This is a genomic window from Photobacterium sp. J15 (genome assembly GCF_963870815.1).
Taxonomy (GTDB): Bacteria; Pseudomonadota; Gammaproteobacteria; order Enterobacterales; family Vibrionaceae; genus Photobacterium; species Photobacterium marinum.
In genome coordinates this window covers 744754-769682 of the sequence record NZ_CAWMUI010000002.1, presented here as the reverse complement: position 1 = coordinate 769682, position 24929 = coordinate 744754, and the positions used below count along the sequence as shown (strand labels likewise).

Here is a 24929-nt window from a genome sequence, read left to right as displayed (position 1 = left end):
ATGGTTATAAGAGCGTAATCATCCGGTTCTGAATCCTTGTCAGCGAAAACAATATGCGGCCTGTGTTATGATCGTACAAAAGCCATGTTAATTACGAAATAAAGTCACCGATGTCAGATACTCAGCGTTTATTCAAAGAACTTATTCATTCACGTCGTTCGGTCAGAAAATATGACCAGAACACGGAATTTGATCACAAAGCTGTTGAGCGTTCACTGGAGTTAGCCGCACTTTCACCTAACAGCTCAAACATGCAACTTTGGGAATTCCACCGCGTGATCAGTGAAGACAAACGCCAACAACTCGCAGAAATCTGCATGGGCCAGAATGCCGCCAAAACAGCAAATGAACTCGTTGCCTTTGTCGTTACTCCATATAAATGGCAGGGCCGGGCTGAGATGAATGCAGCACAGATTCGTAAAGCCTTTGACGGCAGAGAAGATGCGACAGCTAAGCGAGCGCTAAAATATTACGAAAAACTCATTCCCTTTGTTTACCGAAACGATAAATTCGGCCTTTTAGGTTTTGGACGGAAAATCCTGAGCAACATCCTGGGACTCAAAAGGCCGATGCTACGCGAAGTAACCAAGAGCGATCTCAGGGTTTGTCTGCACAAAAGCAGCTCTCTGGCTGCCATGACATTCATGACGGCCATGCGTGCTGAAGGTTATGACACCTGCCCGATGGAGGGATTTGATTCGAAGCGAGCGAAAAAACTACTCGAATTGCCGAAAGATGCAGAGATCACCATGATTATTGGATGCGGTAAACGCACCGAAGAAGGAATCTATAGTGAAAGGCACCGAGTAGATAACAAGGAAGTAATAATTAGTCATTAATTAACCACTTAACTCATTCCCCCATACCTTCCCTCGATTAATTCAGGTAAGGTGTGGGTAAAACCAATAAAGAACAGATGATATGCAGTCACAGATTGAACAACTCATCAAACTAAAAGACACCTGGATGGCCAGCCACGTTACTGAAGCGGAATTTCCCACACCGCTTAGCCAAAAAGGACTCGCCCTTTACCAGTCTCAGCAACAATCAAGTGAGCTGATATCTTCCGTTTCCGATAATTCTGCTCTTTCCCTTTCTGTTTATCCCGTCGACTGTCACCCGCTCACTATTCGCTATTCTGTTGTACTATCCAGTAAGTGGGAGTCAGAATCCGATAAAGAAGCCATGCTTGAATATCTGACACAAATCATGTTTGAGGAAGACTCACCAGCCCGATTGTTCATCGGTTTCTTTAAAGGTAAGCCAGCTGCATGCGGCATGATTTTCCAGTCGGAAGAAGACTTAGCGCTTATCGCAGATGTCCATGCCCTGCCTCTTAATAATCAACAAGACCTGATCTCTGAAATGGAAAAGCAGCTGTTTACAATAGCATCAGGTGAAAAACAATCCGTCGCGATCAATCGTTAGCACCCCAATGCCAGATTTGGGACTCTATTTGTCCCTGAGAAATCTGGCATTTTCAATGCCTTCCTAAAAACCATTCACATTAACCCTTTCTTTGTTAAAGAATTTTGACTCATCATTATTCACTTACCATACTAATTTAAGGTACCAGCGAGAAAGGAAAGTGATGTGAAAGGAATCATTTTTACCGAGTTTTTAGAAATCGTCGAAGAAGGATTCGGGCTGGATGTTTGTCAGCAAATGCTTGAGCTGGCTGAAGATGAAGGTATCTATACAGCAGTGGGAAGTTATGACCACCGCGCACTGGTCAAATTAATCATTACGCTGAGTAAAATCACCAAGATTCCGGCAGAACAATTACAGGAAGTTTACGGTGAAGCCGTTTTTTTACGTCTTCTAAAAACCCTACCGGCAATGGATCCCCCACTTCATGATACTTTTAGCTTCATCCGGAGCGTTGAAAACCATATTCACACTGAAGTCAAAAAGTTATACCCGGATGCCACCCCTCCTCAGTTTGACTTTCTTTCTCAGACAACAACCAGTATGGTCATGGATTATAAATCAGCGCGCTGCATGTCTCATGTTTGCCTGGGCTTAATCAAAGGTTGTGCTAGACATTTCTCGCAAAAAATCCAGGTAAGCATGGAGCCCATGAACAAATCACAGAGCCACGTAAGGTTTAACCTTAACCTGATTGCGGAGTAAGCATGATGGAGCTGGAACGACACGTTGAACTGTTGGAAAAGAAGCTACAACGAGAAAAAGCCGCACGGAAAGATGCTGAAAAGCTGCTTGAAGTAAAGAGCTATGAGTTATTCAATGCCAAAAAGCTGCTTGAGAATTCTCTTGAAAAACTGAAACAAAAATCAGAGACAGACTCCGAGCTGCTCGCTTATCAAGCCAAGATTGAAACTATGCTGGTCGAATACGGCAGGCTTTTCCTGAAACACCCGCCCTCAAAACAGTTAATACAGGAACTAGTAGACAGCTTGATCGACAGTATTTCAGTAACCGCCTGCTGCATTGATATTTCATGCACACCTGATGTAGGGATCAATACAAGTTATGCTTCAGGACGCCGCCAGAAATGGACTCGTCCTGAACAATTAGCAACAACAAAAACATTCTGGAACCAAACTGAAGGCATTCTGTGGATTTCTCTCGACAGCGAAAAGACAGTGTCAGGCTTTTTTGCTGTAAGAATAAAAGCGACACGTTCCTGGCAGCAAACGATAAAAAAACACATCACTATATTCTGTGAAATGATCAGGGCTTCTATTCGCAGACAACTCACTTTAGAAGAAGCCATTGAGGCAAGAAGAAGGGCTGAAGCATCTGAGCAGGCAACCCGTGACTTCCTGGCGATGATCAACCATGAATTACGTACTCCTTTGAATGGTGTGCTGGGTTCAGCCGAGTTGCTTGAAGACACCCGTTTGACACAGCAACAGTATAAGTTGCTGAATACACTTAACCATTCCGGAGAATTGCTACGTGCAATCATCAATGACCTACTGGACTACAGTAAAATCAATGCTGGAATGCTGGAACTAATAGAAAAACCTTTCAACTGCCATAACATGGCGAGAATGCTCGAAGATATTTTTCACCTGAGGGCTTCTGAAAAACGACTTGATCTGAATATTAGTTGCAGCGATGAAGTACCTCAATGGCTTATTGGTGACGAAGACAGAATCAAGCAAATTTTCGTAAATCTAATTGGAAATGCCATAAAGTTTACGGCTAAAGGACATGTCAGTGTTCACCTCGACTGGCAGGAAGAAAAGCTGATATTCAGTGTCCAAGACTCTGGTTGCGGGATAGCCAAGGAAGAACAAAACAAACTTTTCAAACCTTTCAGCCAGGTCGATCTTTCCAGTAAACGCAGCCATGAAGGCACCGGGCTCGGACTTGCCATCTGTAAACAGTTATCAGAACAGATGAACGGCAATATTCAGCTAAATAGTGACTATGGTAGAGGTACTACTTTTACTGTTTCCCTCCCCCTAACCGTTCATCATAAAAACGTAGATGACAACATTAAAACCCGTCAATCATCTCAAAGCCTGAATAACCTGCATGTTCTGGTTGTCGAGGATCTAAAGACAAATCAAATGCTAATAAAGCTCATGCTAAGCAAACTGAACATATTCCCAACCATTGCAGATAACGGTCAACAGGCACTGGATATTCTGAGTAGCGAATCATTCGACGTTATCCTGATGGATTGTCGAATGCCAGTCATGGATGGCTACTGCGCTACACGTAAACTACGAAAAGGCGGATACGCTAAACCTATTCTGGCACTTACCGCAGGTACAACATCCGCAGAACGGGAAGAGTGTCTGGCAGCCGGTATGGATGATATTCTGTGCAAACCATACCAGTCTCAGGAACTAAGAGAAATGCTTGAAAAATGGGGAGCAAACTACTCCCCGAGTTAATTATTCCATATAAAAGTTAATTTGATACGCCGATCAGCGCCTTTGCCAGATAATCCATTTGCAGCTCTTGCAAGCCGGCAATATTGATTCGTCCGTCACCCACCGCATAAATACCAAACTCATCACGTAAGCGAGCTACCTGCTCCGGGCTCAACCCTGTCACCGAGAACATTCCCTTATGGTGCTCAATAAAATCAAAATCATCCGAACCCTGAGCTCTTATGGCTTTAACCAGACCAGATCGTAAACTCAACAAACGCTTATTCATTTCATTAAGCTCTTTCTTCCAACTTTGCGTTAGAGCGTCATCAGCCAAAATTGTCGCTACCAAAGCAGCACCATGATCCGGCGGCATCGTATAAGAAGAACGAGCAAGAGTAAGAATACGACCTTTTGCTTTCTGCGCTTGCCTTAGGCTATCTCCAACCACAATTGCGGCACCGGTACGCTCGCGGTATAAGCCGAAGTTTTTTGAACAAGAAGTCGCAATAACCATTTCTTCAACGCTATCAGCCATATGCTGCAAACCAGCAGCATCTTGCTCTAAACCATCACCAAAGCCCTGATAAGCAATATCTACAAACGGCATGAAACCGTTTTTATTTGCCAACTCAGTGATCGCCTGCCAGTCAGAAAACGAGATATCGGCACCTGTCGGGTTATGGCAGCAACCATGAAGCAAAACAACATCTTTCGGACCTGCTTGTTCCAAAGCATAAAGCATTGCTTCACTATTGACCTGTTTAGTCCCACGATCAAAGTATGGGTAATACTTCACTTTCAGTCCGGCAGCTTCCATTACCGGCTTATGATTCACATAACTGGGATCAGAAATCCATACCGTCGTTTCAGGCTGTGCCAGACAAATAAGATCGGCCAGCATACGAAGCGCCCCACTAGCTCCCGGAGTCTGAACAGCGGCGGCTCGGCTGTGAGCTGAAGTTCCGGTCAGCAACAAATCCATCATTGAATGGTTAAAGGCTTCATTACCGGCAAGTCCGACATAAGACTTGGTTGTTGAACTATCTAAAATCTGTTGTTCTGCCAGATGAACAGCCTTCATGATCGGTGTTACGCCGTCACTGTTTTTATATACACCGATTCCTAAGTCCATTTTCTCGGTACGAGGATCATCTCTGTAGGCGATCGATAAAGATAAAATCGGGTCTTGTGGTGCTTCAGTTAACTGCTTAAACATCGAATTAATTCCATTTAGCCTTACTTCATAACTTCAAGCTATCACTTACTTTCCAAAAAATCACGCTTGGATAAACAAAAATATCAACACCAACACCGCTTTTTTTCATCAAAAATGAGAGCTATATCAGATAGAAATATTGATCGGCATTAACATTTCAGCAACTTTGCTTGCAGCTGCCTATGCAAAGCCTAAATTTAATTATGAGGGGATTTAATGACTCATCACTTTGAAATGGGTGGAGGTAGAGATGAAAAATAGTGTAGATATTCGCACAGTACTTAGTGTTTATGAAAAAATCAAAACTCAGGGCGTGCCAACCACTAACGGAATGAAGCTGGAAGATGTGACATGTACAGAAAACCCTGACGGTTATTATGTTAATCTTGCCGATAATAATGTCAGCTTAGACATCAATTTCCATAATACTTATCACTTCCATACCGCTAATGAAGATCCCGAAGGGATCATCAACCAAACTACCGCTGACTTTCACAATAATAATGAGGCACAGATCCAAGAGTTCCTTCATAAGTTAATGGAGATAGATAAAAGATACTAGACCGGCCAGTAGCCACTGATTAATTTACAGCCTCAAAACACCCAGTATATAACCTGTATTCATCAAACCGGGCTGAATTATAACCACAGCCCGGCAACAATTTTCTCTGCCCTATACAAAACAGTAAATTAGCCAACATTTTTACAGTTAATTGACAAAGCGCTTTTTGAAAATCAATAACCTGTTGCCATCAAGAAAACATGGACAAAACCTAATCACATGCTGTTCAGTTTGCATTCATAATGACAACGGTATCGTCATAACTGCAATGAAGCTTCTGAATATCTGACATGTATTAGTCACTGTTTCTGGCAATAATCAGGAAGTGGGCAATATGAATACTAAAAATCTTAACACTAAAGAACTTGATACAGTCATTGCTGCTTTAGGTGAATGTTATCGGCGTCTGAGAGCCGCCAAAATGACAGCCAAAGAATTATCGCAAGACGGATTTACGCTGATGTTTAAATCCGCCTATGACAGCATGGCTAAACGTATTTAACGATTAATACGTTAGCTATAAACACAACACATACAAAAAAGCTCAGGAATAACCTGAGCTTTATATTTCGGCCGTTTGTGGCAGTTTCGACTAGCGATCCCAGTCCATATTCTGCAGTACCAATCGATAACCATCAACGTCTTCAAATGTTTTACCAACATTTTCCCAATAAGGGTTATTAGACTCAACTACTTCAAAACCGGCATCAATCATATTACGGCATGCACGTTCCCATACACGGCTGCAATCAATATAAAACACCAACAAATTATCCTGAGTTGGAGCCTTCCCAACTGTTTCATCATGCTGATGAATAAATTCCAGGTGATATGCATGTTTCTGATGGCCCAAAACAACGCCATCGAAGCCATCTCGGTCTTTGAACTGCTTGAGCATTTCAAAACCCAGCGCTTTGCTGTACATAGATGTTATTTGATGAAGATTGTCGGTAGGTCTGACAACACGTAGTGTCGCGTCTCTAGGTATCATGGGCTTATCATCCTTTGAAAATAATTCCGCAGCGATAATCACTTACTTTTTATATGGGTTAACTTTGAATTTGTATTCTTTTCCCTGTGACGGACGTGTCGAATCACACGTCAATATACGCAAGGTTGAATATCAATATACTTTCACAGCTATTCAGCACATCGTCAAGTCATTAGATAATTTAATCCAGCATCCGTACTGTATTTGTTGTCCGATGCACACTTTCGGAAAACAAAACAACTTTCATTGAGCATATTTTATTCTCTTTCATATACCGCTTTGCTCGAACGAACATTTATTGGTTATCAATCAACTGGTAAATAACATAAAATATCTTATGAATAATAATGTTAGTTTTGAGCAAACATCCGGTTTTGACTGACCTATTCCGGCTCAGGCTGAACCTAGCCGGAAGAAGCCTTAATTCTTCGTTCTTCTAGTTCGTTCAGTTCAGAGCATTACAGAATGCCAAAACGCGACGCTTTGATTCACTTCGAATTTCACAACCATTTTGCTCCCACCCAAAGCCTTCTGGTATGTGCCTTTTTTCCACCACCAAAAATACTGACTTATCTCGAAAATTCATTATCTCGCTCAATGAAAAGACCACTTCCCTCGCCTTTCCGTTTGAATAGAACTGCCCTGAGAAAGGGCGATCCTGAAGATAAATGAGTTCACTCTGACTATGTTCAGGCTGAATTTTCCATTGCGCCAACAGCCCTTTTTCTGCTTCTTTTCCAGTCAGGTTATATCTCAGCAACAAAGCAACTATCAAAATCAAAACAGGGGTAATAAGCCCCAGCTTATAGACTTTTTCAGGCAGGCCATTTTGCGTTTGATATCCGGCAATAAGCAGAGCAAGAGCAGGCAGGCCCGGCATTACATAGCTTGGCAAAATGTTACCGGCCATAGTGAATAACAATAACGGCGCTAACAGCCAGCACCAAAGAAAGCCAATGTAGCCGCTTTCTTCTTGTACCCCTTCTTCACCTGAGCGGAAAAAACGCCAAACCTGAGCCAGTAGGACTGGTGTCCACGGAAGCGCCGCAAGAAAACCAAACACCCAAATAGTGCCGCGGATCTCCTTATGAGCAGAGCCATACAAATCACCTTCCCAACCACTAACAATGAAGCGCTTAATATGCTCACCAATAATGAAGTAATTTAGAAAGCCAGGGCTTTTCCATTCTGCAAGCAAGTACCATGGCAGAGAAATTGCCGCAAATAACAGGATTCCACCTTTCCATGGCAAACAGGAAGTAATTCGTTTCCATCGCTTATTCTGAATCAACCAGAGTGTAAGGCTGATCCCGATCAGTACTAATGTCAGCGGCCCTTTAGCCAACATACCAATAGCCAGTCCGACAAAAAACAGATAACCCCAGAGCTTCGATTGATGCTTCCACGACATCCAAAAACCAATCATGCTGACCGTCACCCCAAGGGTAAGAGCGGTATCCGTCATAACTGCACCAGAAATAACAATAAATGCAGCTGTGGTTGCCAATACCGCCGTCGCCAGCCAGGCTTCATCTCGATTATTTCTGCTTTTCGCCACCACCAGCCATGTAAGCCAAAGAATCACAAACCCCACTATCAGGTGCGGGATGCGAGCGGCAAACTCACTGACGCCCATTAGTTCAAATCCGGCAGCACTCAACCAGGTAAACAATGGCGGTTTCCCCCAAAATGGAACGTTGTAGTCAAACATCGGAGTGATCCAGTTGCCGGTTTCGAACATTATCCGGGCCATTTCACCATAACGAGCCTCCGTGGTATCCATGAGTGGATAAATTCCCAGCGTCATAATTCGGGCCAAGACGGACAACGCCACCAATCCAATTGCAAAATGGGTAAGAGGCAGGTTTCTAATCTTGTTAATCATGCTTCAACTTCTTCTTTAAACTCGACAACATCCTGGATTTGTTCATCCATCACCACAAACAACGGTCTTTGTTTGGCTTCAATAAACAACCGGCCTACGTATTCCCCCATCAATCCAATCGAGAGCAACTGAATTCCGCCCAAAAGCAAAATCACTAAAATAGTTGATGGATAACCGGCAACCGGGTCTCCCCAAATCATGGTTTTTGAAAACACAATAAAGGCCATCACTACAGCAGCTAAAGATGTCAACAAACCTGCGCCAGTAGCGATACGTAAAGGGCGAGTGCTGAAAGAGGTAATCCCCTCGAAAGCAAGATGCAATAGCTTGGTGTAATTCCACTTCGTCTGACCAGCTATTCTCGGGTCGCGATCAAACATCAAAGTAGTACGTCGGAAACCCGGCCAGGCAAACAGTCCTTTCATAAACCGGGTTCGCTCAGGAAGTTTATTTATTTCATTAACAACACGACGATCTATCAAGCGAAAATCCCCGACATTTTCAGGAATTTGCATTTCACATAACCGATTCATCAACTGGTAAAATACTGCAGCAGTGGTCCGTTTCAGCCAGCCTTCGCCATGACGGGCTTTACGCTTCATATCAACCACATCAAAACCAGACTGCCATTGCTCCACCATATCCGGAATCAGCTCTGGCGGATCCTGTAAATCAGCATCTAATATAATCACCGCCTGCCCTTTTGCTGCTTTGAGGCCCGCACTCATTGCTGCTTCTTTACCGAAATTTCTGCTAAGGCGAATGGTCCGAATCTGATGCTGCGGGCTGGTAAAGCTTGTCGCTATATTCCAACTTTCATCTGAGCTGCCATCGTCGACATAAACGATCTCACACTTTTGTTTCAGATTATCGAGCACAGCACTAAGGCGTTGATGACACAGTTCGAGCACAGCTTCTTCGTTGTACATTGGCACAATGACAGACAGAAAAGATTCGTCGTCTTTTTCTGATTTTTGCCCTGCCCGATGATGCGACAACACAGTAATGGATGACATATTCGACCTCTTTACTCTCAAACTTATTGTTCTGTGATACAAATATATAGAATGCAATGTCATAAAAAGGTCGTTGACATTTTTTTCACTCCCAAATGTGCCATCATGTGACTATATTTTTGTTTGATTACAGCCAGAACCGCTATGAAACTACTCCTTGTTGAAGATCATCAGGATATTGCCGGCATCATCTTTGATTTCTTTGAGATGAAAGGATATACACTTGATTACGCCAACAATGGCCAGCACGGTTATGAACTGGGCTGTGATAACTTTTACGACCTCATTATTCTTGATGTGATGCTGCCACGAATGGATGGTTTCACGGTATGCCAGAAACTAAGGGAACATGGCATTGATACCCCGATTCTGATGCTAACAGCCCGTGATACTCGGGAAGATACGTTGGAAGGTTTCTCTCAGGGAGCAGACGATTATCTGGTGAAGCCATTTGACCTTGAAATTCTAGAAGCAAGAATCAAAGCGCTCACCCGCCGACGTCAGGGTAATACAGCAAACAATGTTTTAACCTTCGACAAGCTGAAGCTGAATTTAAATGAACATACTGTCAGCCGCGATGATTGCTGTTTTTCTCTTAACCCCACTCTATTTACCATTCTTAAACTAATGATGGTAAGAGCCCCCAAAGTTGTTGCCAAAGAAGAAATCATTTCTGCCTTATGGGGTGATGATGAGCCTGAAGGCAATGTATTGCGCAGCCACATCTATCAGTTGAGAAACCAGATAGACAAGCCGTTTAAGCATGCCTATATCAAAACTATTCCCAAAGTGGGCTATCAGCTTATTACCGAGGAAGATAAGTGAGCAAAAAAAACATTAAAAGCGCAAAGCAACTAACCTTTACCTATTTTTCGATTGTTGCTTTCGCCATAATTACCATTCACTTTACTTTGCTTGATGCCACTCTGGAGGACTTTGAGCAGCTCAATGCCAATAACCGCATCAACCATGCAAAAAGCATTGCTCAGGAAGTTTTTGGTGATAACGATATTCAGGATCTAGCTATTCCCCCTTTTGTCCATGCATACCGGGATAAAAACCTGTTGCCAACTCACGTAGAAATCCCGTCTGTCATGAAGATGAATGAAGCTATTGAGCTGAAAAGACAGTCAACCGATGAAACTGAATACTTCCTCATGGAAACAATGATGAAGATAGGAAATCAACCAGAGACCGTTTATTTTCTCTATTTCGATGATATTTATGAATCAAGTGAAGAGCAGATAATCTGGACCCAAGCACAGCATTTACTTATTTCGGTAGTCCTGATAATCATAAGTTTGATTGTCGTAAGAAGAGTGGCTGATCGTCTGAACAGCCCATTGTCGCAGTTAGCTGATGAACTTGAAAACAGGTCTGTAAACAACCTGTCTCCAATCACTCCCCCCAATGGCATTATTACCAAAGAACTGGTGCAGCTAGTTGACAGTTTCAACTGCTATTCTGAACGAATTCAAAATCTGATTGAGCGTGAACGCTCATTTAACCGCTATGCAAGCCATGAATTGCGTACTCCACTTATGGTTATGAAAGGAGCCATCTCTTTACTTGGTCAGTCAGATAACCCGGCATTCATCGAAAAACAGCGGCAGCGCCTGTTGCATGCAACCAATGAAATGAACGATTTCATCTCTACCTTGCTTTCTTTAACTAAAGAAGAGGACATCAGGACGCTTACTTCACGCAAGCTGACGGTGGATGAACTAAATGCTATCGCCGCTGAGCATAGTCACCTACTTGAAGGAAAGCCGGTTAAATGGGAGGTGGAGTTATCAGGGCAAGCTCTGGTCAAAGCCCCTGAAACTACATTCAAAATTCTGTTAGGCAACCTAATAAAAAATGCTTTCGCCTGCACAGAAGAAGGCAACGTAATAATTAAAGTAAAGCCAGAGTCAATTCAGGTTATCGATACTGGAATCGGCCTGGACTCAAAGCCAAGAGGCGTTGAGGGTTATGGACTGGGACTGCTGATTGCCAGTGATATTTGTCGGAAATATGGCTGGCAGCTTAGCCATACAAACAATGACTTCGGCGGATGTACTGCTGACATCAAGTTTCAGCCAGACGAAATACCCAACGCTCAGACAGAATAAAATTAGTCAGCATCCCAAGCAGAATACCGGGGATCATGGCCACATAGGGCCAGAATAGCGCAAGATTCTGGCCTGTCATGTCTTCAATCATGGCTGGCTCAAACCACTCCAACAACACCCAGTAGCATCCCCAGTTAGGTATGAAGCTAAAACAGGCACAGAGGAGAAACTTCAGCCACTGCGTCATAGGATTTCTTTTTTCAGCATCACTGAACGTAAAAACCCGGTTACACCACCAATTTGACGATGCTGCAATCCAGAAAGAGCCTGCGCGAGCAAACACAAAAGGCATAACAGATGAAAGCAATGCCATAGCCATCACATCTACAATAAAACCGGTACCCCCGACTAGGGCAAATCTGATCATCCTGTTCTTCATTTCACCGAGGGGCCCCAGTCCTGTTCATTAAACTGACGCTCAATAGTACAAAGCTTTACGTCAAAAAAAGGTAAAACCAGATATAAAACAGCAATCAACAGTTCCGTTTTCTTCCAAGAAAGGCCGAAACAATAAGTAACTAATAATAATGATATAAATTACTGATTTGATGCTATATTCGACTACAAATCAGCAATCAATACACTTTTTTCACTTCGGCAAGTTATAATGCTGCCCAAATCTGACATTCATCTTTGAAGTACACGGGAAACCATGAGTAAAGTTTTTACCTTTCTGAAAGGAATGGCAATGGGTGCCGCTGACGTTGTTCCAGGCGTTTCAGGCGGAACCATTGCTTTCATTACCGGAATCTACGATACATTGCTAGAAAGTATCCGCCGCGTAAATCCAAGCCTGATTGGGATCATTAAAAAAGATGGCCTGAAAGCCGCTTTTGATCATGTTAACGGCACATTCCTGCTCCTATTGCTGTCCGGTATTCTGACCAGCATCTTTACCTTGGCCCGCTTTCTCACCTGGATGCTGCATAACAACCCGATCCCTCTATGGTCCTTCTTCTTTGGATTGATCATCGTGTCCGTAAATCACATGTTTAAACAAGTAAAACAGTGGAAAGTTAATCGGTTTGTATCTGTCCTGGCCGGCGCTTTTTTCGCGTACGGAATCACTGTGCTTCATCCGCTAAATCTTGAACCGACCACAGTTAATATCCTGATTGCGGGTTCAATCGCCATTTGCGCCATGATCCTGCCGGGCATCTCTGGCAGTTTTATTCTGCTTCTTTTGGGTATGTACGGCCCGATTTTGGCTGCAGCGAAATCTGTCGACATTATCACGTTGGGCACATTTGCTACCGGCGGTGTGATTGGCCTGCTGTCTTTCTCTCACCTACTTTCATGGGTACTTCGTAACTACCGCGATATTGCGCTGACCTTCCTGACCGGCCTGATGCTTGGCACACTAAGTAAAATCTGGCCATGGAAAGAGACCCTGACATGGCGAATCAATTCAAGCGGCGAACAGGTACCACTGCTGGAGCGAAACCTGTCTCCACTGACATTCGAACAAGTAACAGGACAACCAGCCCTGCTAGCCTACGCCTTCGCAGCTATGATTATGGGCATTGCTCTTGTCTGGGGACTTGAAAAACTAGCCGATAAATAAAAAACTCATTCCTTGCCCTGAGATATTCGGGGCAAGGCAACTCCCGAACATTTCCCTTCACACTTCCTTCTGCTAATTGATTGATTTTCTGACGCCAATGTTATGATTACAAAACCATAACAAACAGGGGTTAGCTAATGTCTCAGCAATCACCGCGAACCTTAATCATTAATATCCTTCTTGTGCTTGTTTTGGGATTAGGCGCTTATCAACTTACCGGGATTATCACCCAACCCGGCAAAACTGATACCACCTTGGAAAAATACTGCCCGCTAACTACGCAAGGTTGTCATCAGGACAAAATTGCTGTTCAACTTGGCCAGGATATAGTCCACCCGATGGTGGAAACTGAGATAAATGTTAACTGGCCAGAATTACCTGATAACACAAACAACCTGCTTCTCAGGCTTGAAGGGCATGAAATGATGATGGGCGAGTATCATCTACAATTATCAGGTGGCGATGGTAAATTCTCAGGGAAACTGCTGCTTCCATTCTGTACGTCTAAAACGATGACATGGAAAGGCAGTATCGTCCCCGTCACTAACATCAAAGGCATTAAGCCCGTTTACATTTCAGTAAGGATGACAAAGTGAAATTTCAATGGATTGTATTAGCACTGGCGCTAACAGCTGGCGCTGTCACCCGAATCATTGTTGACTCTAATGACAATAGCGTTGTAACACCAACCGTTGCAGCCAGTCTCCTGGAAAATGGTCTGCAAACTGTCGATATTTACAATACTGACGATTCCCGACTCCGTGTAATTTACTTTGGTTATACCCATTGCCCTGATGTCTGCCCGACATCGCTGGCAGTATTATCTGCCGCGCTCAAGGCCATTGAGCATGAACAATTGACCAAGCTCTGGCCTATTTTTATTACATTAGATCCTGACCGTGATACCCCGGAAAAAAGCGCTCAATATGCGCACTATTTCCATAAAAACATTGATGGTATGACAGGAACAACCGAACAGACTAAAACACTGGCAAAACAATACGGTGTGCTCTACCAAAGAACAGAACTGGAAAATTCAGCACTTGAATATGCCGTTGATCACAGCTCCTATTTTTACTTCCTCAAACCTGACGGTACTCTTGTTGAAAAGGTTCAGCATACGTTAAATCCGGCCATTTTGGTTGAAACCATCGAACGTATTCTTGATGAGCCCACGAGCTAGAACCGAGTATTTATGCACGACTCCAACCTATTTCTCGATTTTGAGAGTTGTTTTTCTAAGTAGATAAGTGAATTTGGAAGAAATTTGAGCAACATATGCCATACTAATTCTGCCGACTGACAATTTTAACACTCGGTCTGTAGTGGCAAACAAAGGAGAAGAAAGAAAAATGAACCGTTCATTATCTATCCTTACCGGAATTATTCTAAGTGCTACACTAATGGGCTGTTCAAGCTCAGAACAAGCAGAGCAACTGCAACAACTGACCAATAAAGTAGATATGCTTTCTGATCAGGTTGGAGCTCTGCAAAGTCAGCAAGACCAAATGGCAGGCGCGGTTAATGATGCACGTGCGGCCGCTGACGCAGCGTACCAAGAAGCTATGCGTGCGAACCAGCGTATTGATAATATCGCTAGTTCATACAGTAAGTAAGACTGAAAAAAGTGGCGCTTTTCATAGCGCCACTTTTTCATTTAATCCCTTCGATTCTTCAATTATACCCTTTCGACAAAACTATACCCTTTCCCTCGAACTGTTTTGATATGCTGCTTAGATAAACCCGATTGCACCATCTTGCGGCGTATGTTACTTACATGCATATCGAGATTACGATCAAAAGGACTCAGCTCTTTCTTTAGCACTTCTTTTTGAAGCTCAGCTTTCGACACCACCACACCATTATTCTTGATCAAATATTCAAGCAACTCAGACTCTGTTCCGGTCAATGGTAAACGGGATATTTGCTCATTCAGCGATGTATGACATTGACTGATACTCTGTCGCTGGCGCTCAAGGCCAACTCTGCGCAATATAACGGTAATTCTTGCTAACAATTCCGGCACCCGGAAAGGCTTTGCCAGATAATGGTCTGCTCCGGCCTGCAATCCCTCCAACATAGATGGTTCATCACCGAGCGCTGTAAGCATAAGAATAGGGGTGGCAAAACGCTGACAAATTCGCCGCGCAACCTGTAAACCATCAATGTTAGGTAACATCACGTCCAGCAGTACAAGATCAACAGCATTACTCTGAAGATAAGCAAGACCACTTTCACCACAGTGCTCACAATGTACTTCATGGCCTTCGTCTGTCAGCACCTCCTTGAGTAGAGCACACAGATAAACATCATCATCAACAATCAGGATTTTTGACACGAAATCATAACACCAAAATAAAAACCATTCGCATTATCATAAATATCCATTCACTCTGCAATAAATACATAGGTTATTACTAAATCGTAGCGTTATTTTTTTGCTCTTTTCACGCCCTTGAACTAAATCAATCCTACTGAGATTACATAAGTTTTTCACCACCACAGGTATTGACTTTGCCGAAACCAGCATGGCTATTAGCCTTATGGCATTTCCCACAGAGTTATTCACAGCTTTTGTGGATAAAGATCTTATCCCCAATCGCAATTTCGACCGTTTTTTCGACTAATTTAAGCCCTTGTTGAACAATTACACACCAAGCAGCTATTTAAGAAATCCTTTTAATAGAGCGGAATGATATGAGAAGTTCTTTTTTTATACAGTCTTAGCGTTACTGTGGATATGTCATTTCGAAATGGGATGAAAATGTATGCCTGAAAGCAATTATTTGCATTTGGGATGTGGATAATTATCCCGGAAACATTGCATTCCCGGGATATACACAGAAAGGATTATTGAAGCTTGAAGCGGTTCATCGCATCCTGGAGAGTTATTGATAGCTGGCTCAGTTCACGACATGCCTGAGCTGTTTGCTCAGAACCTTGCGCGACTTCCTGTGAAGCAACGTGAATATTTTCAACGTTACGACTCAGGTCATCAGCAACTGAGTCCTGCTGACTACACGCGCTAGCGATTTGTGCCCCCATATCTGCAATCTGAGCAACTGACTGTTCAATTGACAACATAATGTCCTGTGAACGAGTACCCTGCTCTACACAAGATTCGATGCTGGTACGAGAACGATCTGTCGCATCTTTCGCCTGCTTCGCCATCACCTGAAGCTTTTCAATAATAGATGTGATCTCACCGGTTGAATCTTGTGTACGTCCTGCAAGGGTACGTACCTCATCAGCTACAACTGCGAATCCACGACCAGACTCACCAGCACGCGCAGCTTCAATTGCAGCATTCAATGCCAGCAGGTTAGTTTGCTCAGCAATATCACGGATAACATCTACAACAACGTTGATCTGCTTAGACTGCTGCTCCAGCTCAGAAACAGTTTCACCAGTCTGATCAATAACCTGTGCAACATCCTGAATCGAGCCAACCATCATCTCGTTGTCTCGTGCACCATCCTGGGCTTTATTGTTTGCACTTACTGCCTGGCTGGCAGTGTCTTCGGTGTTACTTGCCACATCACCAACGGCTGCCTTCATCTCAGTCATTGCTGTTGCAACCTGAGTGATCTGCAGTTGCTGCTCTTTCATACCCTGTGCAGACATATCAGAGATCTGAGTCATTTCTTCAACCGCGCTGCTCAGCTGGGTTACCGCTGAAATGATTTCTTCGATTAGCTGGCGCAGGTTATTTTGCATCTTAATAGATGCGTCTGCCAGTACACCCAGTTCATCGTTACCAATTGCATCACGATCAAGATGCTTCGACAGGTTTCCTTCAGCAATCGCATTAGACTGATCAACAACCAGCTTAAGCGGACCACAAATAATACGGGTCAGGAACACAGTCATTGCAACCATCAACAACAGAATAACCACACTGCTGGTCATGAATGTGTTGTTTAATCCATTAATAGAACTAAGGATTGAGTTGCGGTTATCACCCATTGCCCCCTGCAAGATATCAATCAGCTTATTAATGTCTGATTCAATCGACTCAAAACGCTGCAGTGACTGCTTCAAGATCGGGTGTGCAGTTTCTTTGTCCATCACCAGCATTGCGTTATTGAAAGTACCCATGTTTGCCACATAGGTATTCCAGTTGCCCATCAAGCGTTTGAATGTCTGCTCTTCTTCACCCGGCCATACCGTTTTGCCATATGCTTCCAGACCAGATTGAATATCATGGCGGATACCTTCGTTACGCTGAATGGTTTGCTTAACTTCGTTGACATCTTCCAGAGCCAACAGCGCAAACTGAGTTCGACGCCAGTACGACATCTTGTCTCGAATGCTGTCAACATTGTGCACAGCAGGCAGTGTATCGTCAGTGAAGTTAAGAAGTTCGGCCTTGATTTTGCCTAACTCACTGACAAGAAACATGCCAAAACCTAAGTTGAGCACTGCGATAGCCGAGAAAGCTACTGCAATCTTTTTTCCTATAGAAAAGTTCTTTAAAAACATGAATGAGTTTTACCTTTGATTCTTATTGTCCAAAGTTGCCTGCCATGCGATTTACATCCATGTATGACAATGTGCACTGAGTCCTGGAAGCGAAGCTTACTACGATTTCTATCAATAGAACCAGCTTCACATTATTCAAGCGACGAATATGAGAAAAAATTAAGATTAATTAACGTTTTTTTGAAAGAAAATTCGTGCCACAAGCAACGATACATGATGAATATTCTTTCTTGGCATCAAAGTCGTTTTAACCTGTTAATATTTAAAGGATTAATGGAAAAATATCAGCTTTATCTATCAATAACGAATGACTTCTGAAAAAAGCCAGACAATCAGAATAAGGACATGAATATGGACAAAAGCAGCCTCCTGATCAGGAATATTTCGCTACTGGACCGACAAGGGCGTCAGCAAATCCTGATTGAAGATGGCATCATCAAATATGTCGGTCCTGACAGCGATACCCACAAATTCACTGGCCGAGTCATTGACGGTGCAGGTGGCATAGCTATCCCTCCCTTCTGTGAGCCCCACATTCATTTAGACACAACCCAAACAGCCGGAGAGCCAAATTGGAACATTAGCGGCACTTTATTTGAAGGGATAGAACGATGGGCCGAACGCAAGGCTCAGCTTACAAAAGATGATGTAAAAACACGTGCCAGCCAAACTCTAAAATGGCAGATCGCCAACGGTATCCAACATGTCCGAACCCATATTGATGTCTCAGATCCAAACTTAACCGCACTGAAAGCGATACTTGAAGTGAAAGAGGAGATGAAAGATCACATCAACATACAAATTGTTGCTTTCCCGCAGGAAGGGATTCTCTCCTATCCAAATGGTAAGGAGCTGCTGGAGGAAGCTGTCAGGCTGGGAGCTGATGTAATCGGTGCCATACCCCACTTCGAATTCACCCGCGAATACGGTATAGAATCACTCCACTTCATCTTTGATCTGGCTCGAAAATATAACCGTCTAATTGATGTCCATTGCGACGAAATCGACGATGAGCAATCACGCTTCATTGAAACTCTTGCAGCTCTTGCCCACAAATACGATATGGGGAGCAAAGTCACTGCCAGTCATACCACCGCCATGCACTCATACAATGGCGCATATACATCCCGCCTGTTCCGGTTACTTAAACTCTCCGGTATTAACTTTGTCGCTAACCCTCTGGTTAATATTCATCTTCAAGGAAGGTTTGATGACTACCCGAAGCGCCGTGGTGTTACCCGTGTAAAAGAAATGATGGCTGCCAATATAAACGTCTGCTTTGGCCATGACGATGTGTTTGACCCATGGTATCCGCTGGGAACCGGCAATATGATGCAGGTTCTTCATATGGGTCTGCATGTCTGCCAAATCATGGGTTATGAGCAGATAAATCAGTCACTTGATTTGATTAATAAGAATTCAGCGAAAGCGATGTGTCTTGAGCCGGATTACGGTATCGAAGTCGGCAAACCGGGTAATTTAATTATTCTCCCTGCCGAAAATGGCTTTGATGCTATTCGCCGTCAGGTACCGGTTCAGTACTCAATTCGAAATGGCCAGGTCATCGCACAAACTCAACCGGCATTAACAAAGCTTAGCCTTGGCGAACAAAGCGAAATCATAACCTTCAAACGTGAATAATCGCTTTATTGGATAAATTAAACACCAGAGCATCAACAGAAGCTTATAGAGTTATTACAAAAATACCATCGCAACTGCGGTGGTATTTGTTAAGAGCGAGAACTGATTTATTTGAACAGGTTACGACGAAGGAAACCGATAAGAGATAAAAGTAGTAATCCGGCCCGTGAGGCAGAACCGCCATTACCCTCAACCATGTTGCAATTGGTGTGTGCAACTCCATCCACTCCTGTCCTACATTTATTCGCCCGACTCTCTGTTATAATACTGGGCTCTATCACTGTACTAGCTGGTATGGTTCCTTTGTAAGATTCAATCCAGTTGAAATAAGTACCAACACGGGAATAAAAGCTCGGTCGTGTTAAAGAACCACACACTAACTCACCAACTGGACCACCACTAACAATCCCAATCTGTACCCATTCTCCATTGTTATTTTGTGCTGTTAACGGTCCGCCACTATCACCTTTACATGAATCAGGCCCATACACTAAACCGCTTCCTTCTGTGGAGATAATTTTAGGCGGCAATGTACAGATCTTAGTTCTATTTACCGGACTGTCGATAATTGCATTTATCTCGCTACCAAGTTCCAAACGCTTAAAGCAATCTGGCATTGGAATATAAGACAGAGAAGTCGATAATAATTGACTAGTGGAAACTTGCGCAGCAGTATCTATAGCCCCCCATCCAAATACTGTTGTATTTTCAGGCCTATGGTGCTCTTGCCACTCATTACCTAAGCGATTATCTATCTCATCAGCCTCTTCCGGCGCTGCCAGTTTAATAGATGCAGCGTTAGTATTACTAAAAGCACGTTCAACACGAATTAAAGCTACATCATTATCTAAAGCTATTGATTTCAGCTCGAAGGTTGTACTATCGCCCGGAACAGTCTGTTGTTGAATTTTCGCATCAGGCGAGTAGTCAGGATGAACAACAACATGGGTAACTGAATATAAATTTTCAAAGTCAGTAACTGAGTTATCCCACGTCCCGGCCATGACATTTAGCTGATTAGGCTGTAAGACAAAATATCCGGAATCACGCGAATGAACTACACAGTGCGCTGCCGTTAATACCCAATGGGCATCAATAATAGAGCCTCCACAAAAATGCATGTTTTGTTTTGGTGTCAACCTTAAAGAAACCATCCAATTTTCTGAAGACGGCGGCTGAATAGGCTCACCACCAACAACAAACGGAACAACATCATTAGCAGAAGCAATAGGCATCAACATCGAAAAGATAACGGCAACCGACAGCTGTTTCAACTTCATTTAACACTACTCTTAGGAACAAATATGGTATTCAAACTACCATTCAGGCTGTGATCTGAATAATGGAAAGGAAGATATTGCGAACAACTTCGTTTTATTTTCAAAAGGAATTACAAAAAACAAATACTGTTTTAGTGTTTATTCACAAAAAGAGCCGACTCAGTAATAATGAGGCAGCTCTTAATTATGATGTCATTAGACAATTATTTATAAACTCTTTAAGTAGTCGCAACTGACTTCCCGATAACTGATATCAACGTATAGCCCACCAAGATCAGTTGCTAATGTCGGATAAAAACCGTTCTCTGAAGCAGTTTTTACTTTATCCAAATCAATAGTGTAAACAGCCAGTCCCAACATATTAATTTCGGAAGGTAGGCAGCTATCAGAGTTCCCCTCTTCGAAGCACAAAGGCGGCGTAATATCGATCTTTCCGCAACCTTCACCCTCAACATCAATACCTAAATTTGCCAGCGTCGACTTTGCTCCTACCGGGAGTTTGTCCGGGGTGCTGCTCATACCTTCAGTTATAGTTTTGATATCATAATAACCCGGGTCGATTGTCCCCATTTTACTCTGTACGTTAGCACCAGTTACAGCAAATACCTTAGTATTCCCCTCTGCTAAATCTTTAATATCATCCTCATTACAACCTGCTAACGCCAGCACAGATAACAAATAAATAGCCTTTTTCATCATAGTCCCTATGTTTAATAATAATTGACAAGGCAATGTTTACTTTAGCTTTTATTTCACATTGTTCCAAACTCACTAAAAATCGATTATTAGTCCACATTATCCAAGGAAAAATAACGCCAACACACAAGAATAAACGCCACGAGTTGCACATTATCAGAGCATTGTTTCAGTGCCAAAACACAGACTTATACTATTCAATGTTTAAGAGTCAGCCTTTTACTTATCTGAAAGAAAATACTGGTCAAGAGCCTGAAAGTGGTCATTTACTATACTAAAAACCACATATGTGTGATGAATAATTGTGATCTCTAGCCTGAATTCTTCCCTTATCGTCTATTGGTGTGCATAATATTGCCACAATAAATCTACGGACACTTCCTTATGAGTATCGAAAATATCGTTAAAGAGCGCTCTGGCGCAAAATGTGAGCTTTGTTCTTCTGAAGACAACCTGAGCGTATTTGAAGTACCAGCTTCTCCTGACACAACTGCTGGTAGCTGTGTAATGGTGTGTAACACTTGCCGTACTCAAATCGAAGATCCGGAAGCAATGGATCAAACACACTGGCGTTGCCTGAACGACAGCATGTGGAGCCAGGTTCCTGCTGTACAGGTAATGGCTTACCGTATGCTTAAGCGTCTGTCTTCTGAAACATGGGCTCAGGATCTGCTGGATATGATGTACATGGAAGAAGACACAGTTGAGTGGGCAGAGAAAGGCATCGCTCTTGAAGAGCTGGATTCAGTTAAAACTGTTGACGTAAATGGTACTCCGCTACAAAACGGTGACAACGTTACTATTATCAAAGATCTGCCAGTTAAAGGTTCGAGCCTTGTAATCAAGCAGGGTACAGCTGTACGCGGTATTCGCCTGACTAACAACCCACTGCACATCTCTGGTAAAGCAGCTGGCACAAACATGGTTATCATCGCGGAATACTGCCGTAAGATGTAATCGCTGACTTGTCTTGAGACAAGCAGAAAAAAGGCGCATTAAGCGCCTTTTTCTTTATATAACTTCTGGTAATAATTCCTCAGGGAAAGACGGAATCAATCGACGAATCGTTGCTTCATCCAAATAACCGCGTTTGATAAATTCATCTAGATTCAGCTCTTTCATCATCAACGTTAAGTCTATTGCTGTATTTGGCCGTGGTGCAAAATCGCACATGCTTTTCATACCGAGTCGCTCATAAAAACGCTTATGTTTTTTGCTTGAACCACAAACGATCGCAGTTTTTCCAAATCGCTCAGCCACCATATAAATATTGCTGAACAACGCCAAAGGAGCTATCGACGCCAGACCTCGCTTTTCTGGAATTACCGCCAGGCGCCCCATTTCAATGATGGTATCAAACTCTTCTTCAAGTTCAGCAAATTCCGTTTCGAATCCTCCTTTACAGGGAATATCAACCCAGCCCAGTGGACGATGTAATATACTCCCCCTGACCGTAGCAAAAGGCTTACCATTATCTTTTAAAAGAAATGTAATATTATTTGGCTTCTCATCAAACTCATCTGAAAATAAGCCGCGAGTAGATACAGGGTTATAACCAACGGTTGTATAAGCTTGATAACGAATATTATATGCTGTGATCTTTTCTTCTTCAGTTCGACAAATGTGGTTTGTCAGATTGTCATATTGCATAGGGATTCCAGATTTTCAATTTACCCTCCGGGCTACAGAAAATGAATACAATGCGCCGGAGCAATTCTCTGTTCTGCTCATAAACCATTATCCAAATTAATTCACGATTGTCAGATATAACAAAACATTTGTGCAATACGCTTCACATATCATGATGATTTAAACTGTTTATTTTCTTTTTTCCTGCAAAATACCCCACTAACCCATTGTTAAATAAAGATAACAACTTCACCGGTGCATGTTTTTTGTCACCATCAGTAGGAAAATCGAATATGGATACTGCGTTATTCTCTGTTCTCTCCGGGATCTACACCGGCCATCAAATCAACCACAACCAGGAAACTCTCAGTGAATATGCTTTGGCTCTGAACGGCAGCATAACTTACCCATCTGCTGTGGTTTGGCCTGAAAACGAAGAACAGCTAATAGCAACAGTACAGGCAGCAAATAAATATTCGTTTGAAATTCACCCTGTAGCCCAGGGACGCAACTGGGGATATGGCACAGCTCAGGGCACCCGCTCTAAACAGGTTATTATCAACCTCAGCCGCTTATCTGAAGTTTTAGAAATCAATGAAGAGCACGCCTATGTCAGAGTCCAACCGGGCATTACTCAATTGCAGCTCCATCAGGCACTGACAAACATTAATTCTTCTCTTCAGCTTGATATTACCGCTGCCGGTTCACATACCAGTGTGGTCGGCAACCTGCTTGAGCGTGGCTTTGGTCATACTGATTACAGTGATCGCTTCAGCAATGTACTTTCTATGCGAGTCCTTCTTCCTAATGGTGAAATCATCACCACCGGTATGGAGATGTTCCCTTCCAGCAAAGCAAAACACCTCTACCCTTATGGTATCGGACCTGTTCTTAACGGTCTGTTTTCGCAATCAAACCTTGGTATTGTCCTTGATATGACGATCGCGCTTCAGCCAAAGCCGGAATATCAGGCAACCGTCATGGTGATGTGCCGTGATGAAGCCGATGCCCCGGAAATGGTCTCAACAATTGCAGAACTAAAACTCAAAGGCGTTGTAACCAGCGGTGTTCATACAGTCAGCATGACACGTGCTGTCGGTGAACTGGCATCTAAAGCTGCCGGAGCCTGGGTTCTGACGACCTCTTTAGCCGGCCCTAGGTCGATTGTGAAAGCACGCTATAAATACTTTAAACAAACCATCAAGCAACACCTGCCTCGCGCAAGAGTTTTCATGATGGATGATTTCCGTTGGGGAGTCCTTTGTAAAATCAATGAGCACCTGAAATCTCCGGCCTTATACGGACTACAGCTGGTGATCGATCTCAAAAAAGGCATCCCTTCTGATGACGCGATCAAAACTCTTCTTGACCATCCTGAAGCCACATCCGAAATGAAAACCTCTGATTTTCCTGCCTGCTTCCGCTGGATTTGTGCTGTCAGCAGTTTCTCAAAAAAAGACATCAAAGAGATGCTGTCTGTCTGCCATCAGGTTTTCGAAAAATATGGCTATGAAGAGCGGTACAGCCTGACCAATGTCAGTGAGCGAGCTGTGGTCATGATCGCTAATATTCGCTTCGGTAAAACAGAAGATGAAATAGCTAAAGCACGAGATTTCCACAAAGAACTGGATAATGCCCTGCTTACAGCCGGATTTTGCCCATACCGCAGCGGCTCAGGTATGTTCGATGTCATTAAACCTTATATTGCCTCATCTAACCTGAAACTGCTCAACAACCTGAAGCTGGCTGTCGATCCAAACAATATCTTGTCGCCAGGCAAATACTGGATGACAGGCTCTCCTGAATCAGGAAAAACAGAACCCAGTGACATAATGGGTGAACAAGCTCAAAACACGGAAGCAGAGCCTGTACTGACTGAGTCATAGATACAACCAATCAGTACAACTCTCATATATTGATTAAAGTTGGAGCGAAAGATCTTACCTGTATTGCTCAATGACATTAAACATGGTTAGAATAACGCAACAACAAATAGCAG

25 protein-coding genes are annotated in these 24929 nt (G+C 43.1%); 15 read left to right on the top strand and 10 right to left on the bottom strand.

All coding sequences use genetic code 11. The annotated features are described in order from the left end of the window. The first annotated feature begins 110 nt into the window (after positions 1-110). The 4 genes from AACQ93_RS20340 (at position 111) to AACQ93_RS20325 (ending at position 3872) form a co-directional block, all read left to right on the top strand. A complete protein-coding gene (locus AACQ93_RS20340; RefSeq protein ID WP_064608251.1) occupies positions 111-839 on the top strand; it encodes a nitroreductase family protein in 729 nt (242 codons plus the stop codon). Positions 840-921: 82 nt separating this feature from the next. Next, complete coding sequence (locus AACQ93_RS20335) at positions 922-1428, top strand: hypothetical protein (protein ID WP_064608249.1); 507 nt, start codon at positions 922-924, stop codon at positions 1426-1428. Between the two features lie 165 nt (positions 1429-1593). After that, the gene (locus tag AACQ93_RS20330; protein WP_064608243.1) at positions 1594-2133 is read left to right on the top strand and encodes a heme NO-binding domain-containing protein; all 540 of its coding nucleotides are present in this window, start codon (positions 1594-1596) and stop codon (positions 2131-2133) included. A gap of 2 nt (positions 2134-2135) precedes the next feature. Then, positions 2136-3872 carry an ATP-binding protein gene (locus AACQ93_RS20325; RefSeq protein ID WP_084419352.1) on the top strand — a complete coding sequence of 579 codons (1737 nt, stop codon included), beginning with the start codon at positions 2136-2138 and terminating at the stop codon, positions 3870-3872. 16 nt (positions 3873-3888) lie between these two features. Here AACQ93_RS20325 and AACQ93_RS20320 read toward each other — a convergent pair whose 3' ends face one another. Further along, positions 3889-5070, bottom strand: a complete 1182-nt coding sequence (locus tag AACQ93_RS20320) for an amino acid aminotransferase (RefSeq protein WP_064608241.1) — start codon at positions 5068-5070, stop codon at positions 3889-3891. A gap of 250 nt (positions 5071-5320) precedes the next feature. Between AACQ93_RS20320 and AACQ93_RS20315 the strand changes: the two genes are divergently transcribed. Together AACQ93_RS20315 and AACQ93_RS20310 are read left to right on the top strand one after the other, a co-directional pair. After that, positions 5321-5632 (top strand): DUF3081 family protein, encoded by a 312-nt coding sequence (locus tag AACQ93_RS20315; RefSeq protein WP_007465443.1) that lies wholly within the window; start codon positions 5321-5323, stop codon positions 5630-5632. Between the two features lie 334 nt (positions 5633-5966). Continuing rightward, the gene (locus tag AACQ93_RS20310) at positions 5967-6134 is read left to right on the top strand and encodes a hypothetical protein (protein WP_007465441.1); all 168 of its coding nucleotides are present in this window, start codon (positions 5967-5969) and stop codon (positions 6132-6134) included. Between the two features lie 90 nt (positions 6135-6224). On the opposite strand, the gene AACQ93_RS20305 is transcribed toward AACQ93_RS20310, so the two are convergent. The 3 genes from AACQ93_RS20305 to AACQ93_RS20295 all read right to left on the bottom strand — a co-directional run bounded on the left by AACQ93_RS20305 (position 6225) and on the right by AACQ93_RS20295 (position 9524). Continuing rightward, entirely contained in the window at positions 6225-6623 is a 399-nt protein-coding gene (locus AACQ93_RS20305; protein ID WP_064608239.1) for a VOC family protein, read from the bottom strand. 445 nt (positions 6624-7068) lie between these two features. Continuing rightward, complete coding sequence (locus AACQ93_RS20300; protein ID WP_084419350.1) at positions 7069-8508, bottom strand: ArnT family glycosyltransferase; 1440 nt, start codon at positions 8506-8508, stop codon at positions 7069-7071. Further along, positions 8505-9524, bottom strand: coding sequence for a glycosyltransferase family 2 protein (locus AACQ93_RS20295; protein WP_064608237.1), 1020 nt, complete (start codon positions 9522-9524; stop codon positions 8505-8507). The genes AACQ93_RS20300 and AACQ93_RS20295 overlap by 4 nt, the downstream gene beginning before the upstream one ends. 144 nt (positions 9525-9668) lie before the next feature. Between AACQ93_RS20295 and AACQ93_RS20290 the strand changes: the two genes are divergently transcribed. Together AACQ93_RS20290 and AACQ93_RS20285 are read left to right on the top strand one after the other, a co-directional pair. After that, the gene (locus AACQ93_RS20290) at positions 9669-10349 is read left to right on the top strand and encodes a response regulator transcription factor (RefSeq protein ID WP_064608235.1); all 681 of its coding nucleotides are present in this window, start codon (positions 9669-9671) and stop codon (positions 10347-10349) included. Further along, entirely contained in the window at positions 10346-11638 is a 1293-nt protein-coding gene (locus AACQ93_RS20285; RefSeq protein WP_198160214.1) for a sensor histidine kinase, read from the top strand. Before AACQ93_RS20290 ends, AACQ93_RS20285 begins: the two co-directional genes overlap by 4 nt. Here the strand turns inward: AACQ93_RS20285 and AACQ93_RS20280 are convergent. Beyond that, complete coding sequence (locus tag AACQ93_RS20280; protein ID WP_232323369.1) at positions 11595-12005, bottom strand: GtrA family protein; 411 nt, start codon at positions 12003-12005, stop codon at positions 11595-11597. The two genes, AACQ93_RS20285 and AACQ93_RS20280, sit on opposite strands and share 44 nt — an antisense overlap. A 285-nt stretch (positions 12006-12290) precedes the next feature. Between AACQ93_RS20280 and AACQ93_RS20275 the strand changes: the two genes are divergently transcribed. The 4 genes from AACQ93_RS20275 to AACQ93_RS20260 all read left to right on the top strand — a co-directional run bounded on the left by AACQ93_RS20275 (position 12291) and on the right by AACQ93_RS20260 (position 14818). Continuing rightward, on the top strand, positions 12291-13202 hold the full coding sequence (locus AACQ93_RS20275; protein ID WP_064608231.1) for a DUF368 domain-containing protein: 912 nt from the start codon (positions 12291-12293) through the stop codon (positions 13200-13202). Between the two features lie 137 nt (positions 13203-13339). Continuing rightward, a complete protein-coding gene (locus AACQ93_RS20270; RefSeq protein ID WP_064608229.1) occupies positions 13340-13798 on the top strand; it encodes a hypothetical protein in 459 nt (152 codons plus the stop codon). Then, positions 13795-14385 carry an SCO family protein gene (locus AACQ93_RS20265; protein WP_064608227.1) on the top strand — a complete coding sequence of 197 codons (591 nt, stop codon included), beginning with the start codon at positions 13795-13797 and terminating at the stop codon, positions 14383-14385. The genes AACQ93_RS20270 and AACQ93_RS20265 overlap by 4 nt, the downstream gene beginning before the upstream one ends. Before the next feature lie 169 nt (positions 14386-14554). Further along, a complete protein-coding gene (locus AACQ93_RS20260; RefSeq protein WP_064608225.1) occupies positions 14555-14818 on the top strand; it encodes an Lpp/OprI family alanine-zipper lipoprotein in 264 nt (87 codons plus the stop codon). A 62-nt stretch (positions 14819-14880) separates the two neighbouring features. Here AACQ93_RS20260 and AACQ93_RS20255 read toward each other — a convergent pair whose 3' ends face one another. Beyond that, positions 14881-15540 (bottom strand): response regulator transcription factor, encoded by a 660-nt coding sequence (locus AACQ93_RS20255; protein WP_064608224.1) that lies wholly within the window; start codon positions 15538-15540, stop codon positions 14881-14883. A 512-nt stretch (positions 15541-16052) separates the two neighbouring features. Next, the gene (locus AACQ93_RS20250; RefSeq protein WP_064608222.1) at positions 16053-17684 is read right to left on the bottom strand and encodes a methyl-accepting chemotaxis protein; all 1632 of its coding nucleotides are present in this window, start codon (positions 17682-17684) and stop codon (positions 16053-16055) included. Positions 17685-18035: 351 nt separating this feature from the next. Here AACQ93_RS20250 and AACQ93_RS20245 point away from each other — a divergent pair, with 351 nt between their 5' ends. Beyond that, a complete protein-coding gene (locus tag AACQ93_RS20245; RefSeq protein WP_064608220.1) occupies positions 18036-19325 on the top strand; it encodes a cytosine deaminase in 1290 nt (429 codons plus the stop codon). 107 nt (positions 19326-19432) lie between these two features. On the opposite strand, the gene AACQ93_RS20240 is transcribed toward AACQ93_RS20245, so the two are convergent. Both AACQ93_RS20240 and AACQ93_RS20235 read right to left on the bottom strand, forming a co-directional pair. Next, the gene (locus tag AACQ93_RS20240; RefSeq protein ID WP_064608218.1) at positions 19433-20605 is read right to left on the bottom strand and encodes a S1 family peptidase; all 1173 of its coding nucleotides are present in this window, start codon (positions 20603-20605) and stop codon (positions 19433-19435) included. Positions 20606-20812: 207 nt separating this feature from the next. Beyond that, a complete protein-coding gene (locus tag AACQ93_RS20235) occupies positions 20813-21301 on the bottom strand; it encodes a hypothetical protein (protein WP_064608216.1) in 489 nt (162 codons plus the stop codon). Between the two features lie 384 nt (positions 21302-21685). On the opposite strand from AACQ93_RS20235, the gene AACQ93_RS20230 reads away from it, so the two are divergent. Beyond that, a complete protein-coding gene (locus AACQ93_RS20230; protein WP_064608213.1) occupies positions 21686-22258 on the top strand; it encodes a PhnA domain-containing protein in 573 nt (190 codons plus the stop codon). 54 nt (positions 22259-22312) lie between these two features. On the opposite strand, the gene AACQ93_RS20225 is transcribed toward AACQ93_RS20230, so the two are convergent. Next, positions 22313-22951: an N-acyl amino acid synthase FeeM domain-containing protein gene (locus tag AACQ93_RS20225; RefSeq protein WP_064608211.1), complete on the bottom strand. Its 639-nt coding sequence runs from the start codon at positions 22949-22951 to the stop codon at positions 22313-22315. 272 nt (positions 22952-23223) lie between these two features. Between AACQ93_RS20225 and AACQ93_RS20220 the strand changes: the two genes are divergently transcribed. Beyond that, positions 23224-24816, top strand: coding sequence for an FAD-binding oxidoreductase (locus AACQ93_RS20220; protein ID WP_064608209.1), 1593 nt, complete (start codon positions 23224-23226; stop codon positions 24814-24816). Positions 24817-24929: the final 113 nt, after the last annotated feature.

Excerpts from the sequence above, each read along its gene's own strand:
- AACQ93_RS20340 (WP_064608251.1), top strand. The coding sequence starts at position 111 with ATGTCAGATACTCAGCGTTTATTCAAAGAACTTATTCATTCACGTCGT.
- AACQ93_RS20335 (WP_064608249.1), top strand. The coding sequence starts at position 922 with ATGCAGTCACAGATTGAACAACTCATCAAACTAAAAGACACCTGGATG.
- AACQ93_RS20325 (WP_084419352.1), top strand. The coding sequence starts at position 2,136 with ATGATGGAGCTGGAACGACACGTTGAACTGTTGGAAAAGAAGCTACAA.
- AACQ93_RS20320 (WP_064608241.1), bottom strand. The coding sequence starts at position 5,070 with ATGTTTAAGCAGTTAACTGAAGCACCACAAGACCCGATTTTATCTTTA.
- AACQ93_RS20315 (WP_007465443.1), top strand. The coding sequence starts at position 5,321 with ATGAAAAATAGTGTAGATATTCGCACAGTACTTAGTGTTTATGAAAAA.
- AACQ93_RS20310 (WP_007465441.1), top strand. The coding sequence starts at position 5,967 with ATGAATACTAAAAATCTTAACACTAAAGAACTTGATACAGTCATTGCT.
- AACQ93_RS20305 (WP_064608239.1), bottom strand. The coding sequence starts at position 6,623 with ATGATACCTAGAGACGCGACACTACGTGTTGTCAGACCTACCGACAAT.
- AACQ93_RS20300 (WP_084419350.1), bottom strand. The coding sequence starts at position 8,508 with ATGATTAACAAGATTAGAAACCTGCCTCTTACCCATTTTGCAATTGGA.
- AACQ93_RS20295 (WP_064608237.1), bottom strand. The coding sequence starts at position 9,524 with ATGTCATCCATTACTGTGTTGTCGCATCATCGGGCAGGGCAAAAATCA.
- AACQ93_RS20290 (WP_064608235.1), top strand. The coding sequence starts at position 9,669 with ATGAAACTACTCCTTGTTGAAGATCATCAGGATATTGCCGGCATCATC.
- AACQ93_RS20280 (WP_232323369.1), bottom strand. The coding sequence starts at position 12,005 with ATGATCAGATTTGCCCTAGTCGGGGGTACCGGTTTTATTGTAGATGTG.
- AACQ93_RS20275 (WP_064608231.1), top strand. The coding sequence starts at position 12,291 with ATGAGTAAAGTTTTTACCTTTCTGAAAGGAATGGCAATGGGTGCCGCT.
- AACQ93_RS20270 (WP_064608229.1), top strand. The coding sequence starts at position 13,340 with ATGTCTCAGCAATCACCGCGAACCTTAATCATTAATATCCTTCTTGTG.
- AACQ93_RS20260 (WP_064608225.1), top strand. The coding sequence starts at position 14,555 with ATGAACCGTTCATTATCTATCCTTACCGGAATTATTCTAAGTGCTACA.
- AACQ93_RS20250 (WP_064608222.1), bottom strand. The coding sequence starts at position 17,684 with ATGTTTTTAAAGAACTTTTCTATAGGAAAAAAGATTGCAGTAGCTTTC.
- AACQ93_RS20245 (WP_064608220.1), top strand. The coding sequence starts at position 18,036 with ATGGACAAAAGCAGCCTCCTGATCAGGAATATTTCGCTACTGGACCGA.
- AACQ93_RS20240 (WP_064608218.1), bottom strand. The coding sequence starts at position 20,605 with ATGAAGTTGAAACAGCTGTCGGTTGCCGTTATCTTTTCGATGTTGATG.
- AACQ93_RS20235 (WP_064608216.1), bottom strand. The coding sequence starts at position 21,301 with ATGAAAAAGGCTATTTATTTGTTATCTGTGCTGGCGTTAGCAGGTTGT.
- AACQ93_RS20230 (WP_064608213.1), top strand. The coding sequence starts at position 21,686 with ATGAGTATCGAAAATATCGTTAAAGAGCGCTCTGGCGCAAAATGTGAG.
- AACQ93_RS20225 (WP_064608211.1), bottom strand. The coding sequence starts at position 22,951 with ATGCAATATGACAATCTGACAAACCACATTTGTCGAACTGAAGAAGAA.
- AACQ93_RS20220 (WP_064608209.1), top strand. The coding sequence starts at position 23,224 with ATGGATACTGCGTTATTCTCTGTTCTCTCCGGGATCTACACCGGCCAT.